General features: G+C 59.4%; 16 protein-coding genes. 11 read left to right on the top strand and 5 right to left on the bottom strand.

Going from position 1 to position 21,243, the window contains the following annotated elements; translation table 11 throughout:
- Positions 1–16 precede the first annotated feature (16 nt).
- The 3 genes from ACM6IQ_RS16785 to ACM6IQ_RS16775 all read right to left on the bottom strand — a co-directional run bounded on the left by ACM6IQ_RS16785 (position 17) and on the right by ACM6IQ_RS16775 (position 3,657).
- Positions 17–1,744: an ABC transporter ATP-binding protein/permease gene (locus tag ACM6IQ_RS16785; RefSeq protein WP_017336512.1), complete on the bottom strand. Its 1,728-nt coding sequence runs from the start codon at positions 1,742–1,744 to the stop codon at positions 17–19.
- A gap of 97 nt (positions 1,745–1,841) precedes the next feature.
- Complete coding sequence (locus ACM6IQ_RS16780; RefSeq protein ID WP_017336511.1) at positions 1,842–2,402, bottom strand: response regulator transcription factor; 561 nt, start codon at positions 2,400–2,402, stop codon at positions 1,842–1,844.
- A complete protein-coding gene (locus ACM6IQ_RS16775) occupies positions 2,395–3,657 on the bottom strand; it encodes an ATP-binding protein (RefSeq protein WP_017336510.1) in 1,263 nt (420 codons plus the stop codon). The genes ACM6IQ_RS16780 and ACM6IQ_RS16775 overlap by 8 nt, the downstream gene beginning before the upstream one ends.
- 370 nt (positions 3,658–4,027) lie before the next feature.
- On the opposite strand from ACM6IQ_RS16775, the gene ACM6IQ_RS16770 reads away from it, so the two are divergent.
- From ACM6IQ_RS16770 to ACM6IQ_RS16730, 9 genes are all read left to right on the top strand, one after another.
- Complete coding sequence (locus ACM6IQ_RS16770) at positions 4,028–4,744, top strand: SIMPL domain-containing protein (RefSeq protein ID WP_017336509.1); 717 nt, start codon at positions 4,028–4,030, stop codon at positions 4,742–4,744.
- Positions 4,745–6,187: 1,443 nt separating this feature from the next.
- Complete coding sequence (locus ACM6IQ_RS16765) at positions 6,188–7,813, top strand: ABC transporter substrate-binding protein (RefSeq protein ID WP_414879352.1); 1,626 nt, start codon at positions 6,188–6,190, stop codon at positions 7,811–7,813.
- A gap of 306 nt (positions 7,814–8,119) precedes the next feature.
- Complete coding sequence (locus ACM6IQ_RS16760) at positions 8,120–9,721, top strand: ABC transporter substrate-binding protein (RefSeq protein ID WP_017336508.1); 1,602 nt, start codon at positions 8,120–8,122, stop codon at positions 9,719–9,721.
- Positions 9,722–9,892: 171 nt separating this feature from the next.
- Positions 9,893–11,269, top strand: a complete 1,377-nt coding sequence (locus tag ACM6IQ_RS16755) for an OprD family porin (RefSeq protein WP_017336507.1) — start codon at positions 9,893–9,895, stop codon at positions 11,267–11,269.
- A gap of 79 nt (positions 11,270–11,348) precedes the next feature.
- Positions 11,349–12,944 (top strand): ABC transporter substrate-binding protein, encoded by a 1,596-nt coding sequence (locus tag ACM6IQ_RS16750; protein ID WP_414879351.1) that lies wholly within the window; start codon positions 11,349–11,351, stop codon positions 12,942–12,944.
- Positions 12,945–13,018: 74 nt separating this feature from the next.
- Positions 13,019–14,029: an ABC transporter permease subunit gene (locus ACM6IQ_RS16745; protein ID WP_017336505.1), complete on the top strand. Its 1,011-nt coding sequence runs from the start codon at positions 13,019–13,021 to the stop codon at positions 14,027–14,029.
- Positions 14,030–14,042: 13 nt separating this feature from the next.
- On the top strand, positions 14,043–14,954 hold the full coding sequence (locus ACM6IQ_RS16740; RefSeq protein ID WP_031318385.1) for an ABC transporter permease subunit: 912 nt from the start codon (positions 14,043–14,045) through the stop codon (positions 14,952–14,954).
- A 10-nt stretch (positions 14,955–14,964) separates the two neighbouring features.
- Positions 14,965–15,933 (top strand): ABC transporter ATP-binding protein, encoded by a 969-nt coding sequence (locus ACM6IQ_RS16735; protein WP_017336503.1) that lies wholly within the window; start codon positions 14,965–14,967, stop codon positions 15,931–15,933.
- On the top strand, positions 15,933–16,913 hold the full coding sequence (locus ACM6IQ_RS16730; protein WP_414879350.1) for a peptide ABC transporter ATP-binding protein: 981 nt from the start codon (positions 15,933–15,935) through the stop codon (positions 16,911–16,913). Before ACM6IQ_RS16735 ends, ACM6IQ_RS16730 begins: the two co-directional genes overlap by 1 nt.
- A gap of 127 nt (positions 16,914–17,040) precedes the next feature.
- Here the strand turns inward: ACM6IQ_RS16730 and ACM6IQ_RS16725 are convergent, their stop codons facing one another.
- Both ACM6IQ_RS16725 and ACM6IQ_RS16720 read right to left on the bottom strand, forming a co-directional pair.
- Positions 17,041–17,292, bottom strand: a complete 252-nt coding sequence (locus tag ACM6IQ_RS16725; protein ID WP_414879349.1) for a hypothetical protein — start codon at positions 17,290–17,292, stop codon at positions 17,041–17,043.
- Between the two features lie 338 nt (positions 17,293–17,630).
- Positions 17,631–19,214, bottom strand: coding sequence for a peptide chain release factor 3 (locus ACM6IQ_RS16720; protein WP_017336500.1), 1,584 nt, complete (start codon positions 19,212–19,214; stop codon positions 17,631–17,633).
- Between the two features lie 388 nt (positions 19,215–19,602).
- Here ACM6IQ_RS16720 and ACM6IQ_RS16715 point away from each other — a divergent pair, with 388 nt between their 5' ends.
- Together ACM6IQ_RS16715 and ACM6IQ_RS16710 are read left to right on the top strand one after the other, a co-directional pair.
- Positions 19,603–20,319, top strand: a complete 717-nt coding sequence (locus ACM6IQ_RS16715; RefSeq protein ID WP_017336499.1) for an ABC transporter permease — start codon at positions 19,603–19,605, stop codon at positions 20,317–20,319.
- Between the two features lie 20 nt (positions 20,320–20,339).
- Positions 20,340–21,233: a glycine betaine ABC transporter substrate-binding protein gene (locus tag ACM6IQ_RS16710; RefSeq protein ID WP_414879348.1), complete on the top strand. Its 894-nt coding sequence runs from the start codon at positions 20,340–20,342 to the stop codon at positions 21,231–21,233.
- Positions 21,234–21,243: the final 10 nt, after the last annotated feature.

Below are 21,243 nucleotides of genomic sequence, written 5' to 3'. Positions count from 1 at the left end.
CAGAGTCTTGTGGTGTTCATGCGGTCACGGTCTGGTCCACCAGATGGCCATTTTCAATGCGCACATGCCGCGGATGGAAGCGCTTCAAGCTACTGCGATGCCCGACGCTGACAATGCTCAGCCCCGGAATCTCATCGATCAGTGCCTGATACAGCGACGCCTCATCCTCTTCGTCCATCGCCGAGGTCGCTTCGTCCATGTACAGCCATTGCGGTGCATAAAGCAGCGCGCGGGCAAAGGCCAGGCGTTGCTGTTCACCCGGGGAAAGCATGCGTTGCCAGTGATTCGCTTCATCCAGGCGCGAAACCAGGTGTGGTAAACGGCAGGTTTCCAACACATGAACGTAACGCTCGTGCGGGTAGGTCTCGCCAGGCTGTGGATAACTCAGCGCCTCGCGCAGCGTGCCAATCGGCAGGTAAGGCTTTTGCGGCAGGAACAGATAGCGCGCCGCCGGCAGACGAATGCTGCCATGGCCCGCAGGCCACAGATGACCCATCGCCCGCAACAGTGTGGACTTGCCACTGCCAGAGCGGCCGCTGAGCATCACGCGCTCGCCCTCCTCCACGGTCATGTCGGCGTTGGTCAGCAGATGACGACCATCAGCAAGGTCGAGGCCCAGGTCATGCACCTTCAACGCATCACCCTGATTCTGCACGTCGATGGCTGGCGCACGCTCTTCATTGTCGGTCATGGCCTGGCGGAAACTCAGCAAACGATCGCAGGTGGCGCGCCACGACGCGAGGTTCTGATACGCACTGATAAACCAGCTGAAACTCTCCTGCACATTGCCGAACGCCGAACTGATCTGCATCAGCTCTCCGAGCTCGATCTTGCCGGCGAAGTAACGTGGCGCGGCGACCATGAACGGAAAGATGATGGCGGCCTGCTGGTAACCTGCGGTGAAGAACGTAAGACGCTTGGACACCTTCATGATGTCCCAGAAGTTGTGCCAGACCAGCCCGAAGCGGTTGCTCAGGCGACGGTTTTCATTGGGCTCGCCGTTGTACAAGGCGATGCTTTCGGCATTTTCACGGACGCGGACCATGGAGAAACGCAGGTCGGCTTCGAAGCGTTGTTGTCGGTTGTTGAGGCCGATCAAGCGACGGCCGATCAAATGGGTCAGCCAGCTGCCGATCACGGCATAGACCAGCACGCACCAGAACATATAGCCGGGAATGGTGAAACCGAACACCTCAATGCTGCCCGAAACGCCCCAAAGGATGATCGAGAACGACACCAGGCTCACAATGTTGCGCAGCAGACCGATGCCCAGTTCCAGGGTGTTCGAGGTGAAGTTGTTGAGGTCTTCGGAAATCCGCTGGTCCGGGTTATCGGTGTAACCGCCCTGCTCCAGCTGGTAGTAGTTCTTGTTGCCGAGCCAGCGGGCAAAATGCTTTTCAGTGAGCCAGGCACGCCAGCGAATGGTCAGCATCTGGGTCAGGTAGAGCCGGTACACAGCGCCGATAATCGCCACCGCGGCAATCCCGCAGAAATATAGAATCAGCCGCCAGAACGCGGCCTCGTCCTTTTGCTGCAGCGCGTTGTAAAAATCCTTGTACCAGGTGTTGAACCACACCGAGATGCCCACGCTGACCAGAGATAACGCAATCACCGCGATCAGCAGCGTCCAGGCCTTGCCCTTCTCTTCACTGCGCCAGTAAGGCGTGATCATCGCCCAGACTTTGCGAAAAAACTGCCCGCGCACAGCATCGTTGACCGCGGAATATTCAGCGTTCTGATTCATGGAAAAGGCTCGATAAAGAAAAGAACACGCACGAACCGATCATAGAGGATCGGTTCGGTCTGTCGCGAGGCGTGGCCGGCATTCGTTCAGCGCAGGTTCAGCGACGAACGGGACGTTTCTGCAGTTTGCGCTGCAGCGTGCGGCGGTGCATGCCCAGGGCGCGGGCAGTGGCGGAGATATTGCCTTCGTGTTCGGTCAACACACGCTGGATGTGTTCCCACTGCAGGCGATCCACCGACATCGGGTTTTCCGGCACCAAGGTGTCGAGGTCGGCGTGCTCGGAGAGCAACGCGGCGAGGACGTCATCGGCATCTGCCGGTTTGCACAGGTAGTTGCACGCACCGCGCTTGATCGCCTCGACGGCGGTGGCAATGCTCGAGTAACCGGTGAGGATCACCACGCGCATGTCCGGGTCGAGTTCGAGCAGTTTGGGCAACAACACCAGGCCCGAATCGCCGTCCATTTTCAGGTCCAGCGCGGCGTAGTCCGGGATGTCGGCCTGGGCGATGGTCAGGCCTTCTTCGGCGGAACCGGCAGTGCTGACGCGAAAACCGCGGCGGGCCATGGCTCGCGCCATCACGCGGGTGAACGTGGCGTCGTCATCTACCAGCAGCAAATGCGGCAGCTCTTCGCCTTCGACTTGGATCTCGTCACTCATGTTCGTCTCCTCGGGCGACACGGGGCAGGCGCAGCTCGGTGAGCGTGCCGCCTTCCTCATGACTGTAGAGTTTCACTGAGCCGCCGGCGCGTGTCACGCTGGCCTTGCTCAAAAACAGGCCCAGGCCGAAACCTTTGCCCTTGGTGGTAAAAAACGGTTTGCCGATCTGTTCGGCAATGGCCAGCGGCACACCGGCGCCGTGGTCGCGAATGCTGATGGTCAAATCCTCGGCATTCCAGTCCAGCGTCACTTGCAGCCCTTCGGGGCAAGCGTCGGCGGCGTTGTTGAGCAGATTCAGCAGCGCCTGGGTCAGGTCAGGCGGCGGCGCCATGCGCGGCACGGTGCCCTGGCCCAGACGCTGGAAGCGGTAGCTGGCTTCCGGGCGCATCAGGTGCCAGCGGTTCAGCGCTTCGTCGAGCCAGTCGGTGACGTCCTGCATTTCCACCGCCAAACGGCGATTGGCCTCCGCCGCCCGAACAAGCTGTTGCAAGGTTTCCTTGCAGAGCTTGACCTGATCCTGCAGTACGCTCAGGTCGTCCTGCAACATCGGGTCATGATGGTCCTGGCGCATTTCCTTGAGCAGCACGCTCATGGTCGCCAGCGGCGTGCCCAGTTCATGGGCGGCACCGGCGGCCTCGGTCGCGACGGCCAGCAATTGCTGATCACGCAGGCCCTCTTCGCGACGGATGGCGCGCAGTTCTTCCTGGCGGCGCAGCTCTTCGGCCATGCGCGCGGCAAAGAAGGTGATCACCGCGGCGGCCAGGGCGAAACTCAGCCACATCCCGTAGACCTGCAGGTTTTCCCGGGCAATCGGGAAGGTTTGCAACGGATAGAAACCGGCCAGCAGCAAGGTGTACATCGTCAGCGCAATGCCCGACAGGATCACCGAATAACGCCATGGCAGCGTCACGGCGGCGATCGTCAGCGGCACCAGGTAATAAGAGACGAAAGGGTTGGTCGAGCCCCCGGAGAAATACAGCAAGGCACTGTGGATAAACAGGTCGCAGGCCAGTTGCACGGCGTATTCGAGTTCGGTGACGGGCCATGAGGTGCGCAAGCGGATCGCCGTGAACGCGCACAGCAACATCGAACAACCGAGGGTCGCGGCCAGTTGAAACCAGGGCAGCGGCAGCAAGTCGAGCCAGTAGGCCAGGCCCACGGAACCGGCCTGGGCGGCCAGCACCAAGGTGCGGATGAACGTCAGCCGCCAGAGATTCTGACGAGTCGCGGAAGTGATTTGAACGGGGGCGAGCATGAGCTCTCCTGATGAGCGCTCCAGGCGGATCGCACGGAGTATAACCAAGCACGGGGGCTGACAGGCAAAAGTGCGGCAAACGGCCACAGGCGCCAACGAGTTTCCCATGTGGCGAGGGAGCCTGCTCCCGCTGGACTGCGCAGCAGTTCCAAAACCTGCCACCGCGATTCAACAGTCAAACCGCGTCAGCCGATTTGCGACTGCTGCGCAGCCGAGCGGGAGCAAGCTCCCTCGCCACAAAAGTCCTTCAGTGGATCACCGGTCCATCTGTATAGAAGTTGTAACTGTGCGAACCGGATCATTAAAGCTAGAGTCTGATGGTTTCACGCAGGCTCGGACCCAACCCCTGCGCATCGCCCAAGGAGTTTTCATGCACACTTTCCGCCGCAGCGCCGCCCTCCTCGCCCTCAGCGTTGGCACCATCGCCAGCCTCCCGGCCCTGGCTGCCGACGAGCTGCATTACAACCAGATATCCCTGCGCGCCGAAGTCAGTCAGGAAGTCGCCCGCGACCTGATGATCGTGACCCTCTACACCGAAGAACAAAACACCGACCCGGCCAAACTCGCCGCGGACGTCAGCACCACCATGAACAAGGCGCTGGCCCAGGCCAAGCAAGTCAAGGACATCACCCTGCGCCAGGGCAGCCGCAACAGCTACCCGATCTACGACACCAAGGGCCAGAAAATCACCGGCTGGCGTGAGCGTGCGGAACTGCGCCTGGAAAGCTCCGACTTCGCTGCGCTGTCGAAGCTGACCGGCGAACTGCTGACCGACCTGAAAATGGGCGGCATGGACTTCGCCATCGCCACGCCAACCCGCAAGGCCAGCGAAGATGCACTGCTGAAAGATGCTGTAACGGCCTTCAAAGCCCGCGCGCAACTGGCCACCGATGCACTGGGCGGCAAGGGTTACAAAATCGTCAACCTGAACCTCAACAGCAACGGTTACCCACAACCGTACATGCGCGGCCCGATGATGATGAAAGCCGCCAGCATGGACGCCGCACCGGTGACCCCCGAAGTCGAGGCCGGCACCAGCCAGGTCAGCATGACGGCGGACGGGGTGGTTGAAGTGTTGCTGCCTTGATTCGATAACCCGTACAAAAAAAACGGCGATCACCGAAGTGATCGCCGTTTTTTATTGCCTGACAAAAGGCAGCGGTGGAACTGCCTGATATGTGGCGATCGCACCGCCGCCATCGCTGGCAGGCCAGCTCCCACAAGATTCCGGTACATCCACAAAAACAGGCCGGCTGGCAGGCCGCCATCGCTGGCAAAACAGCTCCCACAGGATTCCGGTACATCCACAAGAACAGGTCGGCTGTCAGCCCGCCATCGCTGGCAGGCCAGCTCCCACAGGATTCCGGTACATCCACAAAAACAGGCCGGCTGTCAGCCCGCCATCGCTGGCAAAACAGCTCCCACAAGATTCCGGTACATCCGCTAGAACAGGTCCGCTGTCAGGCCGCCATCGCTGGCAGGCCAGCTCCCACAGGATTCCGGTACCTCCACAAGAACAGGCCGGCTGTCAGGCCGCCATCGCTGGCAGGCCAGCTCCCACAGGATTCCGGTACATCCACAAGAACAGGCCGGCTGTCAGGCCGCCATCGCTGGCAAAACAGCTCCCACAAGATTCCGGTACCTCCGCAAGAACAGGTCGGCTGGCAGGCCGCCATCGCTGGCAAAACAGCTCCCACAGGATTCCGGTACATCCGCAGGAACAGGTCGGCTGGCAGGCCAGCTCCCACAGGATCCCGGTACATCCACAAGAACAGGTCGGCTGTCAGGCCGCCATCCCACGCAATGGATCAGCGCCCCCCACCCACCAAACCACGAGGCCGAGCGTTAGCTCGCCTTGCGCTCTTGATCTTGATCTACCCGCCCCTCGGGAGGCTGAGTGGAGGTGTTCATCCGGGGAGTGGCGCGCAGCGCCGTTCGACGCAGTCGAACACGCTGCATGTAGGTCGTCGCGAAGCAGACCGGAGGGCAGTGTCCCCGGATGAATACCGGAGCGAAGGAACGCCGAGCCTCAGCGAGGGGCCGGACGCTCGGGGCGAGCCTTTTTTTGCTTACTTTTTTTTGGCGTTTGAAAAAAAAGTGAGTCGCCGTAAGGGCGAAACCGCCAGCCGCCGTTACCGCAGAAATGGATATGTACTCAATCAGCCAGAACCTGGTCGGCTACCAGGCCGCCAAGATAAAGATCACTGCAAACCACCAAGGTGTCCACTGACAAACAGCAACGAGCCAAACTGGGGGGGTATAAATAAGTAACACCGCGCTCCAACCGGGTGCGCCAGACACCACGATCGCCCCCTGCCAGTGCATGGTTTGCACCGAAAAAACCCTGCGCAAACGGTCAAATGCGCACGAATTTACACATATGCGACATTAAGGTACGTTCGTGCCACTGTTTAACGCCTGTGGTCGCTCAGGATCTTGCATTGGGTATGGCCCCTGCATAAGTATCCGCAGGCACGGCTCACGAGGTCGTCCTCTAATTCCAAAAATGACAACAAATCATGAGGCCAACATGCTTAAACACGCGGTCATTCCGTTTTTAGTCGGCGCCAGCTTGTTAGCTGCCGCACCTTTCGCCCAAGCGGCGACTAACCTGGTGTTTTGCTCCGAAGGGAGCCCGGCCGGTTTTGATCCTGGTCAGTACACCACCGGAACCGACTTCGACGCCTCTGCAGAAACCATGTTCAACCGCCTGACTCAGTTCGAGCGCGGCGGCACCGCCGTTATTCCTGGTCTGGCGACCAAATGGGACATCTCCGATGACGGCCTGACGTACACCTTCCACCTGCGTGAAGGCGTCAAGTTCCACACCACCCCGTACTTCAAGCCGACTCGCGAGTTCAACGCCGACGACGTGCTGTTCACCTTTAATCGCATGATTAACAAGGATGACCCGTTCCGTAAGGCGTACCCGACCGAATTCCCGTACTTCACCGACATGGGGATGGACACCAACATCACCAAGATCGATAAAGTCGACGACCACACCGTCAAGTTCACCCTCAAAGAAGTGGACGCTGCGTTCATCCAGAACATGGCCATGAGTTTCGCTTCGGTACAGTCCGCCGAGTACGCCGCTCAACTGTTGAAAGAAGGCAAAGCCGCCGACATCAACCAGAAGCCGGTCGGCACTGGCCCGTTCGTGTTCAAGAGCTACCAGAAAGACTCCAACATCCGCTACACCGGGAACAAGGACTACTGGAAGCCTGACGACGTCAAGATCGACAACCTGATCTTCGCCATCACCACCGACCCGTCGGTGCGTATCCAGAAGCTGAAGAAGGGCGAGTGCCAGATCACTCTGTTCCCGCGTCCGGCTGACCTGAAGGCGCTGAAAGAAGACAAGAGCCTGAAGGTGCCTGACCAGGCTGGTTTCAACCTGGGTTACATCGCCTACAACGTGATGGACAAGATCAAGGGCAGCGATCAGCCGAACCCGATGGCCCAACTGAAAGTGCGTCAAGCGCTGGACATGGCCGTCAACAAGCAGCAGATCATTGATTCCGTTTACCAGGGTGCAGGTCAACTGGCCGTCAACGCCATGCCGCCGACCCAGTGGTCTTACGACACCACCATCAAGGATGCGCCGTACAACCCTGAGAAAGCCAAGGAGCTGCTCAAGGAAGCCGGCGTCAAGGAAGGCACCGAGATCAACCTGTGGGCGATGCCGGTGCAGCGTCCTTACAACCCGAACGCCAAGCTGATGGCAGAAATGCTGCAGTCCGACTGGGCCAAGATCGGCATCAAAGCCAAGATCGTGACCTACGAGTGGGGCGAGTACATCAAGCGCTCCAAAGGCGGTGAAAACGGCGCGATGCTGATTGGCTGGAGCGGCGACAACGGTGACCCGGACAACTGGCTGAACGTGCTGTTCGGCTGCGATTCGCTGCAGGGCAACAACTTCTCCAAGTGGTGCGACAAGAAGTTCGACGGCATCGTCAAGGAAGCCAAGCGCACGACCGACCAGGCCAAGCGCACCGAACTGTACAAGCAGGCGCAACACGTCCTCAAAGACGCTGTTCCGATGACACCTATCGCTCACTCGACGGTGTTCCAACCCATGCGCAACGAAGTGCAGGATTTCAAGATCAGCCCATTCGGCTTGAACTCCTTCTACGGCGTTAGCGTCAGCAAATAAGATCTGGCAACGGCGACGTTTTTGACGTCGCCGTTGCTTTATCTACCGAGAAAGCAGGAAAACACCTACATCCAATTCTGCCGAGTACTACAGCGGCGGGGTCGGACGCGTTGCCCTTTCCTACGAGTCTTTAGGACTCTTCGCATTTACTGCCAGACCCACGGTTCATACCGTCGGGATCTGACCAGCTTATGCGTGGGCTTTCGGTTTTTGCTGCACGTCATGGCTTGAGATCAATGATGCCTCCACGTCCCGGACGGGACCGCGGCTCATTGAAAACACTTAGAGAAAGAAAAAGGGAGCGTCATGCGCCATACCTTGGTTTTATCCGCATTGCTGGGCACCGGCCTGCTGGCCGCCACTTCCATCAGCCAGGCCGCCAACAACAGCCTGGTGTTCTGCTCCGAAGGCAGCCCGGCTGGCTTCGACACCGCGCAGTACACGACCGCGACCGATAACGATGCCGCCGAGCCGTTGTACAACCGACTGGCAGAATTCGAAAAAGGCGCCACCAACGTCGTACCAGGCCTGGCAACAAGCTGGGATATTTCCGAGGACGGCCTCAAGTACACTTTCCACCTGCGCGAAGGGGTGAAATTTCACACGACCAAGTACTTCACGCCGACCCGTGACTTCAACGCCGACGACGTGCTGTTCACCTTCAATCGCATGCTCGATCCGCAGCAACCTTTCCGTAAGGCTTATCCAACCGAATTCCCGTACTTCAACGGGATGAGCCTGAACAAGAACATCGCCAAGGTCGAGAAGACCGGGCCGCTGACCGTGGTCATGACGCTCAACAGCGTGGACGCCGCGTTCATCCAGAACATCGCCATGAGCTTCGCCGCCATCCTGTCCGCCGAATACGCCGACAAGCTACTCGCCGAAGGCAAGCCGAGCGACATCAACCAGAAGCCGATCGGCACCGGGCCGTTCGTGTTCAAGAGCTACCAGAAAGATTCCAACATCCGTTACAGCGGCAACAAGCAGTACTGGGACCCGAGCCGGGTCAAGCTCGACAACCTGATTTTCGCCATCAACACCGACGCCTCGGTGCGCGTGCAGAAGCTCAAGGCCAACGAGTGCCAGATCACCTTGCACCCGCGCCCTGCCGACGTTGAAGCGTTGAAGAACGACGCCAAGCTCAAACTCATCGAGAAGCCCGGTTTCAACCTCGGCTACATCGCCTACAACGTGCGCCACAAGCCGTTCGACCAGCTCGAAGTGCGTCAGGCCCTGGACATGGCGGTGAACAAACAAGGCATTCTCAACGCGGTGTACCAAGGCGCCGGGCAACTTGCGCAAAACGCCATGCCGCCGACCCAATGGTCCTACGACGAGACCATCAAGGACGCCGCCTACAACCCGGAAAAAGCCAAGGAACTGCTCAAGGCTGCCGGCGTGAAAGAAGGCACCGAAATCACTTTATGGGCGATGCCGGTTCAGCGCCCGTACAACCCGAACGCCAAGTTGATGGCCGAGATGCTCCAGGCTGACTGGGGGAAAATCGGTCTCAAAGTGAAGATCGTCAGCTACGAATGGGGCGAGTACATCAAGCGCACCAAGAATGGCGAGCACGACGTCAGCCTGATTGGCTGGACCGGTGACAACGGGGACCCGGACAACTGGCTCGGCACGCTTTACAGCTGCGACGCCATTGGCGGCAACAACTACTCCCAATGGTGTGATCCGGCTTACGACAAGCTGATCAAGCAGGCCAAGGTCGTCACCGATCGTGACCAGCGCACCGTGCTCTACAAACAGGCCCAGCAGTTGCTCAAGCAGCAAGTGCCGATCACGCCTGTCGCCCACTCGACGGTCAACCAGCCGTTAAGCGCCAAAGTCGAAGGATTCAAGGTGAGTCCATTCGGCCGCAACGTGTTCTCGGGCGTCAGTATCGACCAATAACCGATTAGCCAAAACGCTGGGGGCGGATTCCGCCCTCGCGCAAGCGTATTGCCGCAATTTGCCTTTAAGGCCTGAAGCAAACGTTTGCGATGCCCTGCATGAGTTCCAAAACCAATAGTCGGATCACCCAAAAAGACCGACATTAAAAAAAGAAAGTAAGGAGCTTCACCCATGAAACTGAGCAGCACCGCGTTATTAGCCCTGGCCATCAGCAGCGTCACCGCCACGGCGTACGCAGAATCCCAGAGCCAGGACTTCGTTCCAACCCAACTGGCAAGCACCAACGCACAGTCGGAAGCCAAGGGCTTCATTGATGGTCAAAGCCTGTCGGGCAGCACCCGTAACTGGTACGCCAACGAAGATAAACAGCGAGGCGCTACCTACAAGTACGAGCGCCACGGCGAAACCCTGAACGGCACGCGCCGTATCAACTGGGTTCAGGGCACCATCCTGAATTACACCTCGGGTTTCACCCAAGGCACCGTGGGTTTCAGCACCGAAGTCGCTGCTTACAATGCCATTGCACTGGATCGTAGCCGCGAAGACATCAAGGGCGGTTCCAACCGTACCCTGGCTCACACCAACGGCGACGCGGTGGATCAGTGGAGCAAACTGGGCCTGGCCAACGTCAAGGCGCGTATCTCCAACACCACCCTGACCGCTGGTCGCCAGAACTTCAGCAGCCCGATCGTCGACGTCATCGGCAACCGTCCGCTGCCTTCGAGCTTTGAAGGTGTGGCCATTCACAGCGAAGAGTTCGACAACCTGTCGTTCGACCTCGGCACCTTCGACCGCGTATCGCCTCGTACCGAACAGAGCCTGACCAAATTCACGTCCGAGTACTCGGCAAATGGCGCTGAAACCGACCACGTAAACACCGCAGGTCTGAACTATCAGCCGCTGAAAAGCCTGAAAACCAGCCTGTACGCGAGCAACGTAGAAGATTTCTGGAACCAGTACTACTTTGGCGCCACTCACGAACTGGGGGACAGCTCGATCCTGAGCCTGACCACCGGCCTGAACTATTACAAAACCGTCGACGAAGGCAAAAAGTTGATGGGTGAGATCGACAACGACACTTACTCGCTGTCGTTGGGACTGACTCACCTCGCCCACAGCCTGACGTTCTCTTATCAGGAAGTGAACGGTAACGAGTACTTCGACTACCTGCATGAAACCAACGGCATTTACCTGGCCAACTCCCTGCTGTCCGACTTCAACGGCCCGAACGAGAAGTCCTTCCAGATCGCCTACGGCCTGAACATGGCCGAATACGGCGTGCCGGGGCTGAAGTTCAACATCTACCAGGCTCGCGGCTGGGGCATCGACGGTACGCACTACACCGGTACCGCCTACGACGTACGTAAAATGGACGGTGAGAACCACTATGAATACGGCATCGGTACGTCGTACGCCGTACAAAGCGGTCCGCTCAAGGCCACCACAGTCCGCGCTACCTACACCACCCACCGCGCCAGCGATAACCAGGCTGACGGTAGCATCAACGAGTTCCGTCTCGTGACCACCATCCCGTTCAAAATTTTGTAAAAAGCGCCAGCCGACGGCTGACTCATGATGAGTCGGCCGTTCGGTTTCTTCCTGTTCAACCGATTGCAGAGGGTTCTTGATGAAAATGCTTCCCCTACGTGCGGCCATCGCTGCCGCGTTGCTGAGTGTTGCCGTTGGCGTCTCGGCCAAACCCCTGGTGGTTTGCACCGAAGCCAGTCCGGAAGGCTTCGACATGGTCCAGTACACGACTGCAGTCACAGCCGATGCGGTGGCCGAAACCATCTTCAACCGCCTGGCGGACTTCAAGCCCGGCACCACGGAAGTGATTCCGGCGCTGGCCGAGTCCTGGGATATCAGCGAGGACGGCCTGACCTATACCTTCCACCTGCGCAAAGGCGTCAAGTTTCACACCACCGACTACTTCAAGCCGACCCGCGACATGAACGCCGACGACGTGGTCTGGAGCTTCCAGCGTCAGCTGGACCCGAATCACCCGTGGCACAAGCTGTCGAGCGTGGGCTTCCCGTACTTTGAAAGCATGGGCTTCAAGGAACTGCTCAAAAGCGTCGAGAAGATCGACGACAACACCGTCACCTTCACCTTGACCCGCCGCGAAGCGCCATTCCTGGCCGACATCGCCATGGCCTTCTCCTCGATCTATTCCGCCGAGTACGCCGACCAGCTGCTCAAGGCGAACAAGACCGGCGACCTGAACAACAAACCGGTCGGCACCGGCCCGTTCATTTTCCAGCGTTACGCGAAGGACGCGCAGGTTCGCTTCAAGGCCAACCCGGACTACTTCCGTGGCAAGCCGCCGGCGGACTCGTTGATCCTGGCCATCGCCACCGACAACAACGTGCGCCTGCAAAAACTCAAGGCCAACGAGTGCCAGGTGGCGCTGTATCCGAAGCCGGATGACATCCCGAGCATCAAGAAAGACGCCAAACTGAAGGTTGACGAGCTGAACGCGATGACCGTTTCGTACATCGCCATGAACACCACGCACAAATACATGAGTGATGTGCGCGTGCGTAAAGCCATCGACATCGCCTTCGACAAAGAGGCTTATGTCAACGCGCTGTTTGGCAAAGGCAATGCGACCGTGGCGGTCAACCCGTTCCCGGATACGCTGCTGGGCTACAACCACAGCCTGAAAAATCCGGCCCGTGACCTGGACAAGGCACGCGCCCTGCTCAAGGAAGCCGGCGTACCGGAAGGCACCACCTTCACCCTGTTCACCCGCAACGGCGGCGGTCCAACCAACCCGAACCCGATGCTCGGCGCGCAGATGATGCAGGCCGACCTGGCCAAGGTCGGTATCAAGATCGACATCCGCGTGATGGAATGGGGCGAAATGCTCAAACGCGCGAAAAACGGCGAGCACGATATGGTTTCCGCCGGATGGGCGGGCGACAACGGCGACCCGGATAACTTCCTGACGCCTATGCTCAGTTGCGAAGCCGCGAAGAACGGCGAAAACTATGCGCGCTGGTGCAATGACAAGTTCCAGGCACTGATCGACCAGGCCCGGGAAAAAACCGATCCGGCCGAGCGGGCAGCGCTGTACGAACAGGCCCAGGTTATTTTTAACCAGGACCAGCCATGGATCAGCATGGCGCACACTAGAATGTTCACCGCAATGCGCAACAACGTAGAGGGCTATCACATTAGCCCCCTCACCACTAATAACTTCGCCACCACCCAGGTGAAGTAGATAAGAAAACTCCCGGTGTCCCTGACTCCAGGGACACCAGGCACGCCTAACCGGCTGATGAGGTACACCACAAGATGTTTAGTTTTATTGCCCGCCGATTGGGGTTATTGATCCCCACGTTCTTCGGCATCACCTTGCTGACTTTCGCGTTGATTCGCATGATTCCAGGCGACCCCGTGGAAGTAATGATGGGCGAACGTCGAGTCGACCCCGAAATGCATGCTCAGGCAATGGAACGCCTAGGTCTGAACAAACCGCTGTATGCCCAATACCTGGATTACATTGGCAAACTGGCCCACGGCGATCTCGGCGAATCCCTGCGTACCCGGGAAAGCGTCTGGAGCGAATTCACTTCCCTATTCCCCGCGACCCTGGAACTGTCCATGGCCGCCCTGTTGTTCGCCGGCATCCTGGGCCTGTTGGCCGGGGTGATCGCGGCACTCAAGCGAGGATCCCTGTTCGACCATGGGGTGATGGGCATCTCCCTGGCGGGATATTCGATGCCGATCTTCTGGTGGGGCCTGATCCTGATCATGTTCTTCTCGGTGTCCCTGGGCTGGACCCCGGTGTCCGGGCGGATCGACCTGCTCTATGACATCGAGCCGCGCACCGGTTTCATGCTCATCGACACGCTGCTGGCCGATGACGTCGGTGCGTTCTTCGATGCCTTGCATCACCTGATCCTGCCGGCCATCGTGCTCGGCACCATTCCGCTGGCGGTTATTGCGCGGATGACCCGTTCGTCGATGCTCGAAGTGCTGCGTGAGGACTACATCCGTACCGCCCGCGCCAAAGGCCTGTCGCCGTCGCGCGTGGTGTTCGTGCACGGCCTGCGCAACGCGCTGATTCCGGTGCTGACCGTGGTCGGCCTGCAAGTCGGCACATTGCTGGCCGGTGCGGTCCTGACCGAAACCATCTTCTCGTGGCCCGGCATCGGCAAATGGCTGATCGAAGCCATTGGCGCACGGGACTATCCCGTGGTGCAGAACGGCATCCTGTTAATCGCCTGCCTGGTGATTCTGGTCAACTTCGTGGTGGACATCCTCTACGGCTTTGCCAACCCACGCATCCGTCATCAGCGCTGAGATCATCATGACCATGACCACTCCAATTCCAGCGGTAGCAGTCGATCAAAGCCTGCTGTATCCGTCCCCGTACAAAGAATTCTGGCAGGCGTTTTCCAAGAACAAAGGCGCCGTTGCCGGCCTGATGTTCATGCTGCTGGTGATTTTCTGCGCAATCTTCGCGCCGTGGGTTGCCCCGCATAACCCGAGCGAGCAATACCGCGACTTCCTGCTGACCCCGCCGTCCTGGCTGGAAGGCGGGCAGATCCAGTTCCTGCTCGGCACCGATGAACTGGGGCGCGATCTGCTGTCGCGACTGATCAACGGTTCGCGCCTGTCCCTGCTCATCGGCTTGTCGTCGGTGGTGATGTCGCTGATTCCGGGCATCCTCCTGGGTCTGTTCGCCGGGTTCTTCCCGCGCGTGCTCGGCCCGACCATCATGCGTCTGATGGACATCATGCTGGCCCTGCCGTCCCTGCTGCTGGCCGTGGCGATTGTCGCCATCCTCGGCCCTGGCCTGATCAACACCATTATTGCCATCGCCGTGGTTTCGTTGCCGTCCTATGTTCGTCTGACCCGCGCCGCGGTGATGGGCGAATTGAACCGCGACTACGTGACCGCCGCGCGCCTGGCGGGTGCCGGTCTGCCACGCCTGATGTTCGTCACCGTGCTGCCTAACTGCATGGCACCACTGATTGTTCAGGCGACCCTGAGCTTCTCCTCGGCGATTCTCGATGCCGCGGCACTGGGCTTCCTCGGCCTTGGCGTACAACCGCCGACGCCTGAGTGGGGCACCATGCTGGCTTCGGCTCGCGACTACATTGAACGCGCCTGGTGGGTCGTCAGTCTGCCTGGTTTGACCATTTTGCTCAGCGTGCTGGCAATCAACTTGATGGGCGACGGCCTGCGCGATGCGCTGGACCCGAAACTCAAGAACGCCGCCTGAGGAGATTCAAATGTCACTGTTAGAAATCAAGAATCTCAACGTTCGCTTCGGCGACAAGAACGCCGTTCCGGTGGTCGACGGGCTCGACATTTCCGTGGACAAGGGTGAAGTGCTGGCCATCGTTGGCGAGTCGGGCTCCGGTAAATCCGTGACCATGATGGCGCTGATGGGCCTGATCGAGCACCCGGGGATCGTCACCGCCGACGCCCTGAATTTCGACGGCAAGAACATGCTCAAGCTCAGCAACCGTCAGCGTCGGCAAATTGTCGGCAAAGACCTGGCCATGGTCTTCCAGGACCCGATGACCGCGCTGAACCCGAGCTACACCGTCGGCTTCCAGATCGAAGAAGTGCTGCGCCTGCACCTGAAGATGTCCGGCAAGCAAGCCCGCGCCCGCGCCATCGAACTGCTGGAAAAAGTGGAAATCCCGGGCGCCGCCAGCCGTATGGATGCTTACCCGCATCAATTGTCCGGCGGTATGAGCCAGCGTGTTGCGATCGCCATGGCAATTGCCGGCGAACCGAAACTGCTGATCGCCGACGAACCGACCACGGCATTGGACGTAACGATCCAGGCGCAGATCATGGACCTGCTGCTGGCGTTGCAGAAAGAGCAGAACATGGGCCTGGTGCTGATCACGCACGACCTCGCGGTCGTGGCCGAAACCGCTCAGCGCGTGTGCGTGATGTACGCCGGCCAGGCGGTTGAAGTCGGTCAGGTGCCGCAGCTGTTCGACATTCCGGCGCACCCGTACAGCGAAGCGCTGCTCAAGGCGATTCCGGAACACAGCCTCGGCGCCACGCGCCTGGCCACGCTGCCAGGCATCGTCCCCGGTCGTTATGACCGTCCGCAAGGTTGCCTGCTGTCGCCGCGCTGCCCGTATGTGCAGGACAACTGCCGTGCGCAACGTCCGACCCTTGACCCGAAAAGCAACAGCCTCGCCCGCTGCTTCTACCCGCTGAACCAGGAGGTGGCGTAATGGCCGTCGTACTTACCGCCCGCGACCTCACCCGTCACTACGAAGTGTCCCGTGGCCTGTTCAAGGGTCATGCGACCGTACGCGCCCTGAACGGTGTGTCGTTCGAACTGGAAGCCGGCAAGACACTGGCCGTCGTAGGCGAATCGGGTTGCGGCAAATCCACCCTGGCCCGGGCCCTGACGCTGATCGAAGAGCCCTCTTCCGGCTCGTTGAAAATCGCCGGACAGGAAGTCGCCGGTGCTGACAAGGCCCAGCGCAAACAACTGCGCAAAGACGTGCAGATGGTGTTCCAAAGCCCATACGCCTCGTTGAACCCTCGGCAGAAAGTCGGCGATCAACTGGCTGAACCGCTGCTGATCAACACCAGCCTGAGCGCAACCGAACGTCGCGAGAAAGTCCAGGCGATGATGAAGCAGGTGGGTTTGCGCCCTGAGCATTATCAGCGTTACCCGCACATGTTCTCTGGCGGTCAGCGCCAGCGGATCGCCCTCGCTCGCGCGATGATGCTGCAGCCAAAAGTGCTGGTGGCGGACGAACCGACCTCGGCGCTGGACGTGTCGATCCAGGCGCAGGTGCTGAACCTGTTCATGGATTTGCAGCAAGAGTTCAACACGGCCTACGTGTTCATCTCCCACAACCTGGCGGTGGTTCAACACGTTGCCGATGACGTGATGGTGATGTACCTCGGCCGCCCGGTGGAAATGGGCCCGAAGAACGACATCTACGAACGCCCGCTGCACCCCTACACCCAGGCGTTGCTGTCGGCCACCCCGACCATTCACCCGGACCCGAACAAGCCGAAAATCAAGATCGTCGGCGAGTTGCCCAACCCGTTGAACCCGCCGTCGGGCTGCGCTTTCCACAAGCGCTGCCCGTACGCGACCGAGCGTTGCAGCACGGAAGAGCCGGCCTTGCGCCTGCTCGACAGCCGCCAGGTGGCGTGCCACTACGCCGAGCAGTTCCTCGACGGCGCGGCATAACGGGCGAAGAAAAACCTGTGGGAGCGGGCTTGCTCGCTGCCACAGGGGACACCCGGCCTGTTCAAAAACCCCTTCTGCCCTGGCTGCGCATCAGTCAGGGCAGAAGGGGTTTTCTTTTGCCTGCTACTTAAGCCCCTTCATCTTCATCGGTATCGGCATCCGGATCCTCGGTGGTCGAATCGTCATCATCCGCGCTGCCGCCCTGACCTTGATCGCCGGGCTCCGACTCGGACGCGGCGATCATCAGCCCGGTGTGCGCCACCTGCCCTCTCGACGCTTGCTCATCATGAGACGAACATTCCGCCCACGCCGCTGACATGCCAACCGACAGCAGGACCAAAACCTTCAGCAACAACACAATGCGTTGAAAAATGCTCATGACCGATTCCATCCTTTTACAGGTGAAACGTTGAAGCCCGACGGCACTGAGAGACATTCGGTTCCGATGGGGCGGGTTCTCCAGATAGGACTCTGACGATGCGCGGGAAATGCCATGAATGGGGAGACTGGTTTGGAATAATGTTTATACCCAACCCCACCAACAACGCTGATCCCTGTGGGAGCCAGCCTGCTGGCGATAGCGGAGTGACATTCAACACATTGATTGAATGAAAAAATGCCATCGCCAGCAGGCTGGCTCCCACCGTTGACCGCGTCAGGTATGAAAAAGCCCCGGTGCTTTCGCGACCGGGGCTTTTTATTGTTTCAACTCAGCGCTTAGTGATGCTCACGCGTCGCACGGAATTTCACATCCGGCCAGCGCTCTTCCATCAACGCCAAATTGACTCGGGTCGGGGCCAGGTAAGTCAGGTGACCACCGCCGTCAACCGCGAGGTTTTCCACGGCCTTGACCTGGAACTCCTCGAACTTCTTCTTATCGTCGCAATCGATCCAGCGTGCGGAATACACGGTGATCGGCTCGTAGGAGCACTCGACCTTGTATTCCTCTTTCAAGCGACTGGCGACCACATCGAACTGCAGCACACCGACGGCGCCGAGGATGATGTCGTTGCTGCGCTCGGGGAAGAACACCTGGGTGGCGCCTTCTTCGGCCAATTGCTGCAAGCCTTGACGCAGTTGCTTGGATTTCAGCGGGTCACGCAGGCGCACGCGACGGAACAGTTCCGGAGCGAAGTGCGGGATACCGGTGAAGCCCAGGACTTCGCCTTCGGTGAAGGTGTCGCCAATCTGGATGGTGCCGTGGTTGTGCAGGCCGATGATGTCGCCGGCAAACGCCTCTTCCAGTTGCTCACGCTCGGAAGAGAAGAACGTCAGGGCATCGCCGATGCGCACGTCCTTGCCGGTGCGCACGTGGCGCATCTTCATGCCCTTCTCGTATTTGCCGGAGCAGATACGCATGAAGGCGATACGGTCGCGGTGTTTCGGGTCCATGTTCGCCTGGATCTTGAACACGAAGCCGGTGAATTTCTCTTCGACCGGTTCCACGGTGCGCTCGTTGGCGACACGGGCCAGCGGTTTCGGCGCCCAGTCGACCACGGCGTCGAGCACATGATCGACACCGAAGTTGCCCAGCGCAGTACCGAAGAACACCGGTGTCAGTTGGCCGTCGAGGAATTCCTGCTGATTGAATTCGTGGCAGGCGCCCTGCACCAGCTCCAGCTGATCGACGAAGCGATCGTATTCATCTCCCAGATGCGCGCGGGCTTCGTCGGAGTCGAGCTTCTCGATGATTTTCACATCGGTACGCTCGTGGCCATGACCGGCGGTGTACACGATGATGTAGTCATCGGCGAGGTGATAAACGCCCTTGAAGTCGCGGTAGCAACCGATCGGCCAGGTGATCGGCGCCGCCTTGATCTTCAGGACCGCTTCGATTTCGTCGAGCAGTTCGATCGGGTCGCGAATGTCACGGTCGAGTTTGTTGATGAAGCTGACAATCGGCGTATCACGCAGACGGCAGACGTCCATCAGCGCGATGGTCCGTGGCTCTACACCCTTACCACCGTCGAGAACCATCAACGCCGAGTCGACCGCCGTCAGGGTGCGGTAGGTGTCTTCGGAGAAGTCTTCGTGGCCCGGGGTGTCGAGCAGGTTGATCATGTGATCGCGATACGGGAACTGCATGACCGACGTGGTAATCGAGATACCACGCTGCTTTTCCATTTCCATCCAGTCGGAGGTGGCATGGCGGTCGGACTTGCGAGACTTCACCGTGCCGGCAACCGCAATCGCCTTGCCCATCAGCAAGAGCTTCTCGGTGATGGTGGTCTTACCGGCATCGGGGTGGGAAATAATGGCGAAAGTGCGGCGTTTCGCGACTTCGGCGGCCTGTTTGGTCATGGGAAATCGCCTGGCGGTGATTCAAAAAAGGGCGGCGAGTATAGCGCAAACAGACCTTGGCAGACCACCGCTCGGCCCGCCACACGGATCTTTGTAGGAGCGTGTTGTGGCATCGCGCGGGGACGCGCCAGGGCATTAAGGGTGGCAATCTGCTGTTAAATATGGAACCTTTTAAAAGGTAGAGACGTCCACTCCCCTGTTACAGCTCTCGTAGCAGGGTTTGAAGAACCTGCAAGTTAGCCTGACGAGGCTGCGCTTATGGCTCGATCTCATGCGGTTGCATCAGCATGAAGAGCTGCTTCTCGCGAACGTTGATAATCCCGGCAGCCAGGAATGGCATTGCCACTCGGGACTGCGTTCGCCGACAAAGAAAAAAAGGAGTCCGCCTGTGGCTATTCGCTATGGCAAGGGGCTGACAGGAGGTGCGGTTGTCGTCGCCCTTCTGGCCCTGCTGGTCCACTGGATTGGCATCAACACGATCGAACATTACCGCGACGATTTGTTGTTTTACCTGCAAGCTCACCTGATTCTCGTCCTCGTTTCCATGCTGGCCGCCCTCGTTGTGGGCATCCCCGCCGGTATCTTCCTCAGCCGCCCGACCATGGTGGGCCGCGCTGAACGCTTCATGCAGATCTTCAACATCGGCAACACCGTGCCGCCTCTCGCCGTACTCGCCATCGCCCTGGGTATCCTCGGCATCGGCAGCGGCCCCGCGATCTTCGCCCTGTTCCTCGCCTCGTTGTTGCCGATCGTGCGCAACACCTATGAAGGCCTGAAAAACGTCCAGGGTTCACTCAAGGAAGCGGCCGTCGGCATCGGCATGACGCCGACTCAAGTGCTGTGGCGGGTCGAACTGCCGAACGCCGTGCCGATCATCATCGGCGGTGTGCGTGTGGCGCTGGCGATCAACGTCGGTACCGCGCCACTGGCGTTCCTGATCGGTGCCAACAGCCTGGGCAGCCTGATTTTCCCCGGCATTGCCCTGAACAATCAGCCGCAACTGCTGCTCGGCGCGGCCTGCACCGCCCTGCTGGCCTTGCTGCTCGACGGTCTGGTGACACTCGCCAGCCGCCTCTGGCTCGAACGCGGCTTGCGCCCGTCTTAAGCCTCGGCAAAGGAACTGACATGAAAAAAATATGCTTATTTATAGGCTGCGCCCTGCTGTTCGCAGGATTTACCCAAGCCGCTGAAAAACCCGTGATCCGCATCGGCGCCCGGGTGTTCACCGAGCAAACCCTGCTCGCGGAAATCACCGCCCAATATCTGCGCACCAAGGGTTATGACACCCAGGTGACTGGTGGATTGGGCAGCAACCTGGCCCGCAGCGCCCACGAAAGTGGTCAGCTGGATTTGATGTGGGAATACACCGGCGTGTCGTTGGTGGCTTACAACCATGTCACCGAAAAACTCGACAGCGCTCAGTCCTACGCCAAGGTGAAAGAACTCGACGCGAAAAAAGGCCTGATCTGGCTCACTCCGTCGAAATTCAGCAACACCTACGCCCTGGCCCTGCCGGAAAAAACCGCGAAGGCCTACCCGCAGATCAACACCATCAGCGAGCTGAACACGGTGCTGCAGGCTGAGGCGAAGACTAATCACCTGGTCGCGCTGGACACCGAGTTCGCCAACCGTTCCGACGGCCTGGACGGCATGGTCGACCTTTACGGCATGAACCTGACCCGCAAAAACATCCGGCAGATGGATGCCGGGCTGGTCTACACCGCCCTGCGCAATGGCCAGGTATTTGCCGGCCTGGTCTACACCACCGACGGTCGCCTGAACGCCTTCAAGCTCAAGCTGCTCGAAGACGACAAGCACTACTTCCCGGACTACACCGCCGCGCCGGTGGTGCGTCAGGCTTACCTCGATGCCCACCCGAAACTCGCGGAGGAGATCAAGCCACTGGCCGAGCTGTTCGATGACGACACCATGCGTGCGTTGAACGCACGGGTCGATGTCGATCACGAAAGCCCTTCATCCGTTGCCGCCGATTTCCTGCGCCAGCATCCACTCAACTAAGGAGGAAAAG

This window comes from Pseudomonas sp. IT-P100, from assembly GCF_949767185.1.
Classification (GTDB): Bacteria; Pseudomonadota; Gammaproteobacteria; order Pseudomonadales; family Pseudomonadaceae; genus Aquipseudomonas; species Aquipseudomonas fluorescens_B.
Note: the sequence above shows the minus strand (reverse complement) of the source record. Positions and strands in the feature narration are given on the sequence as shown.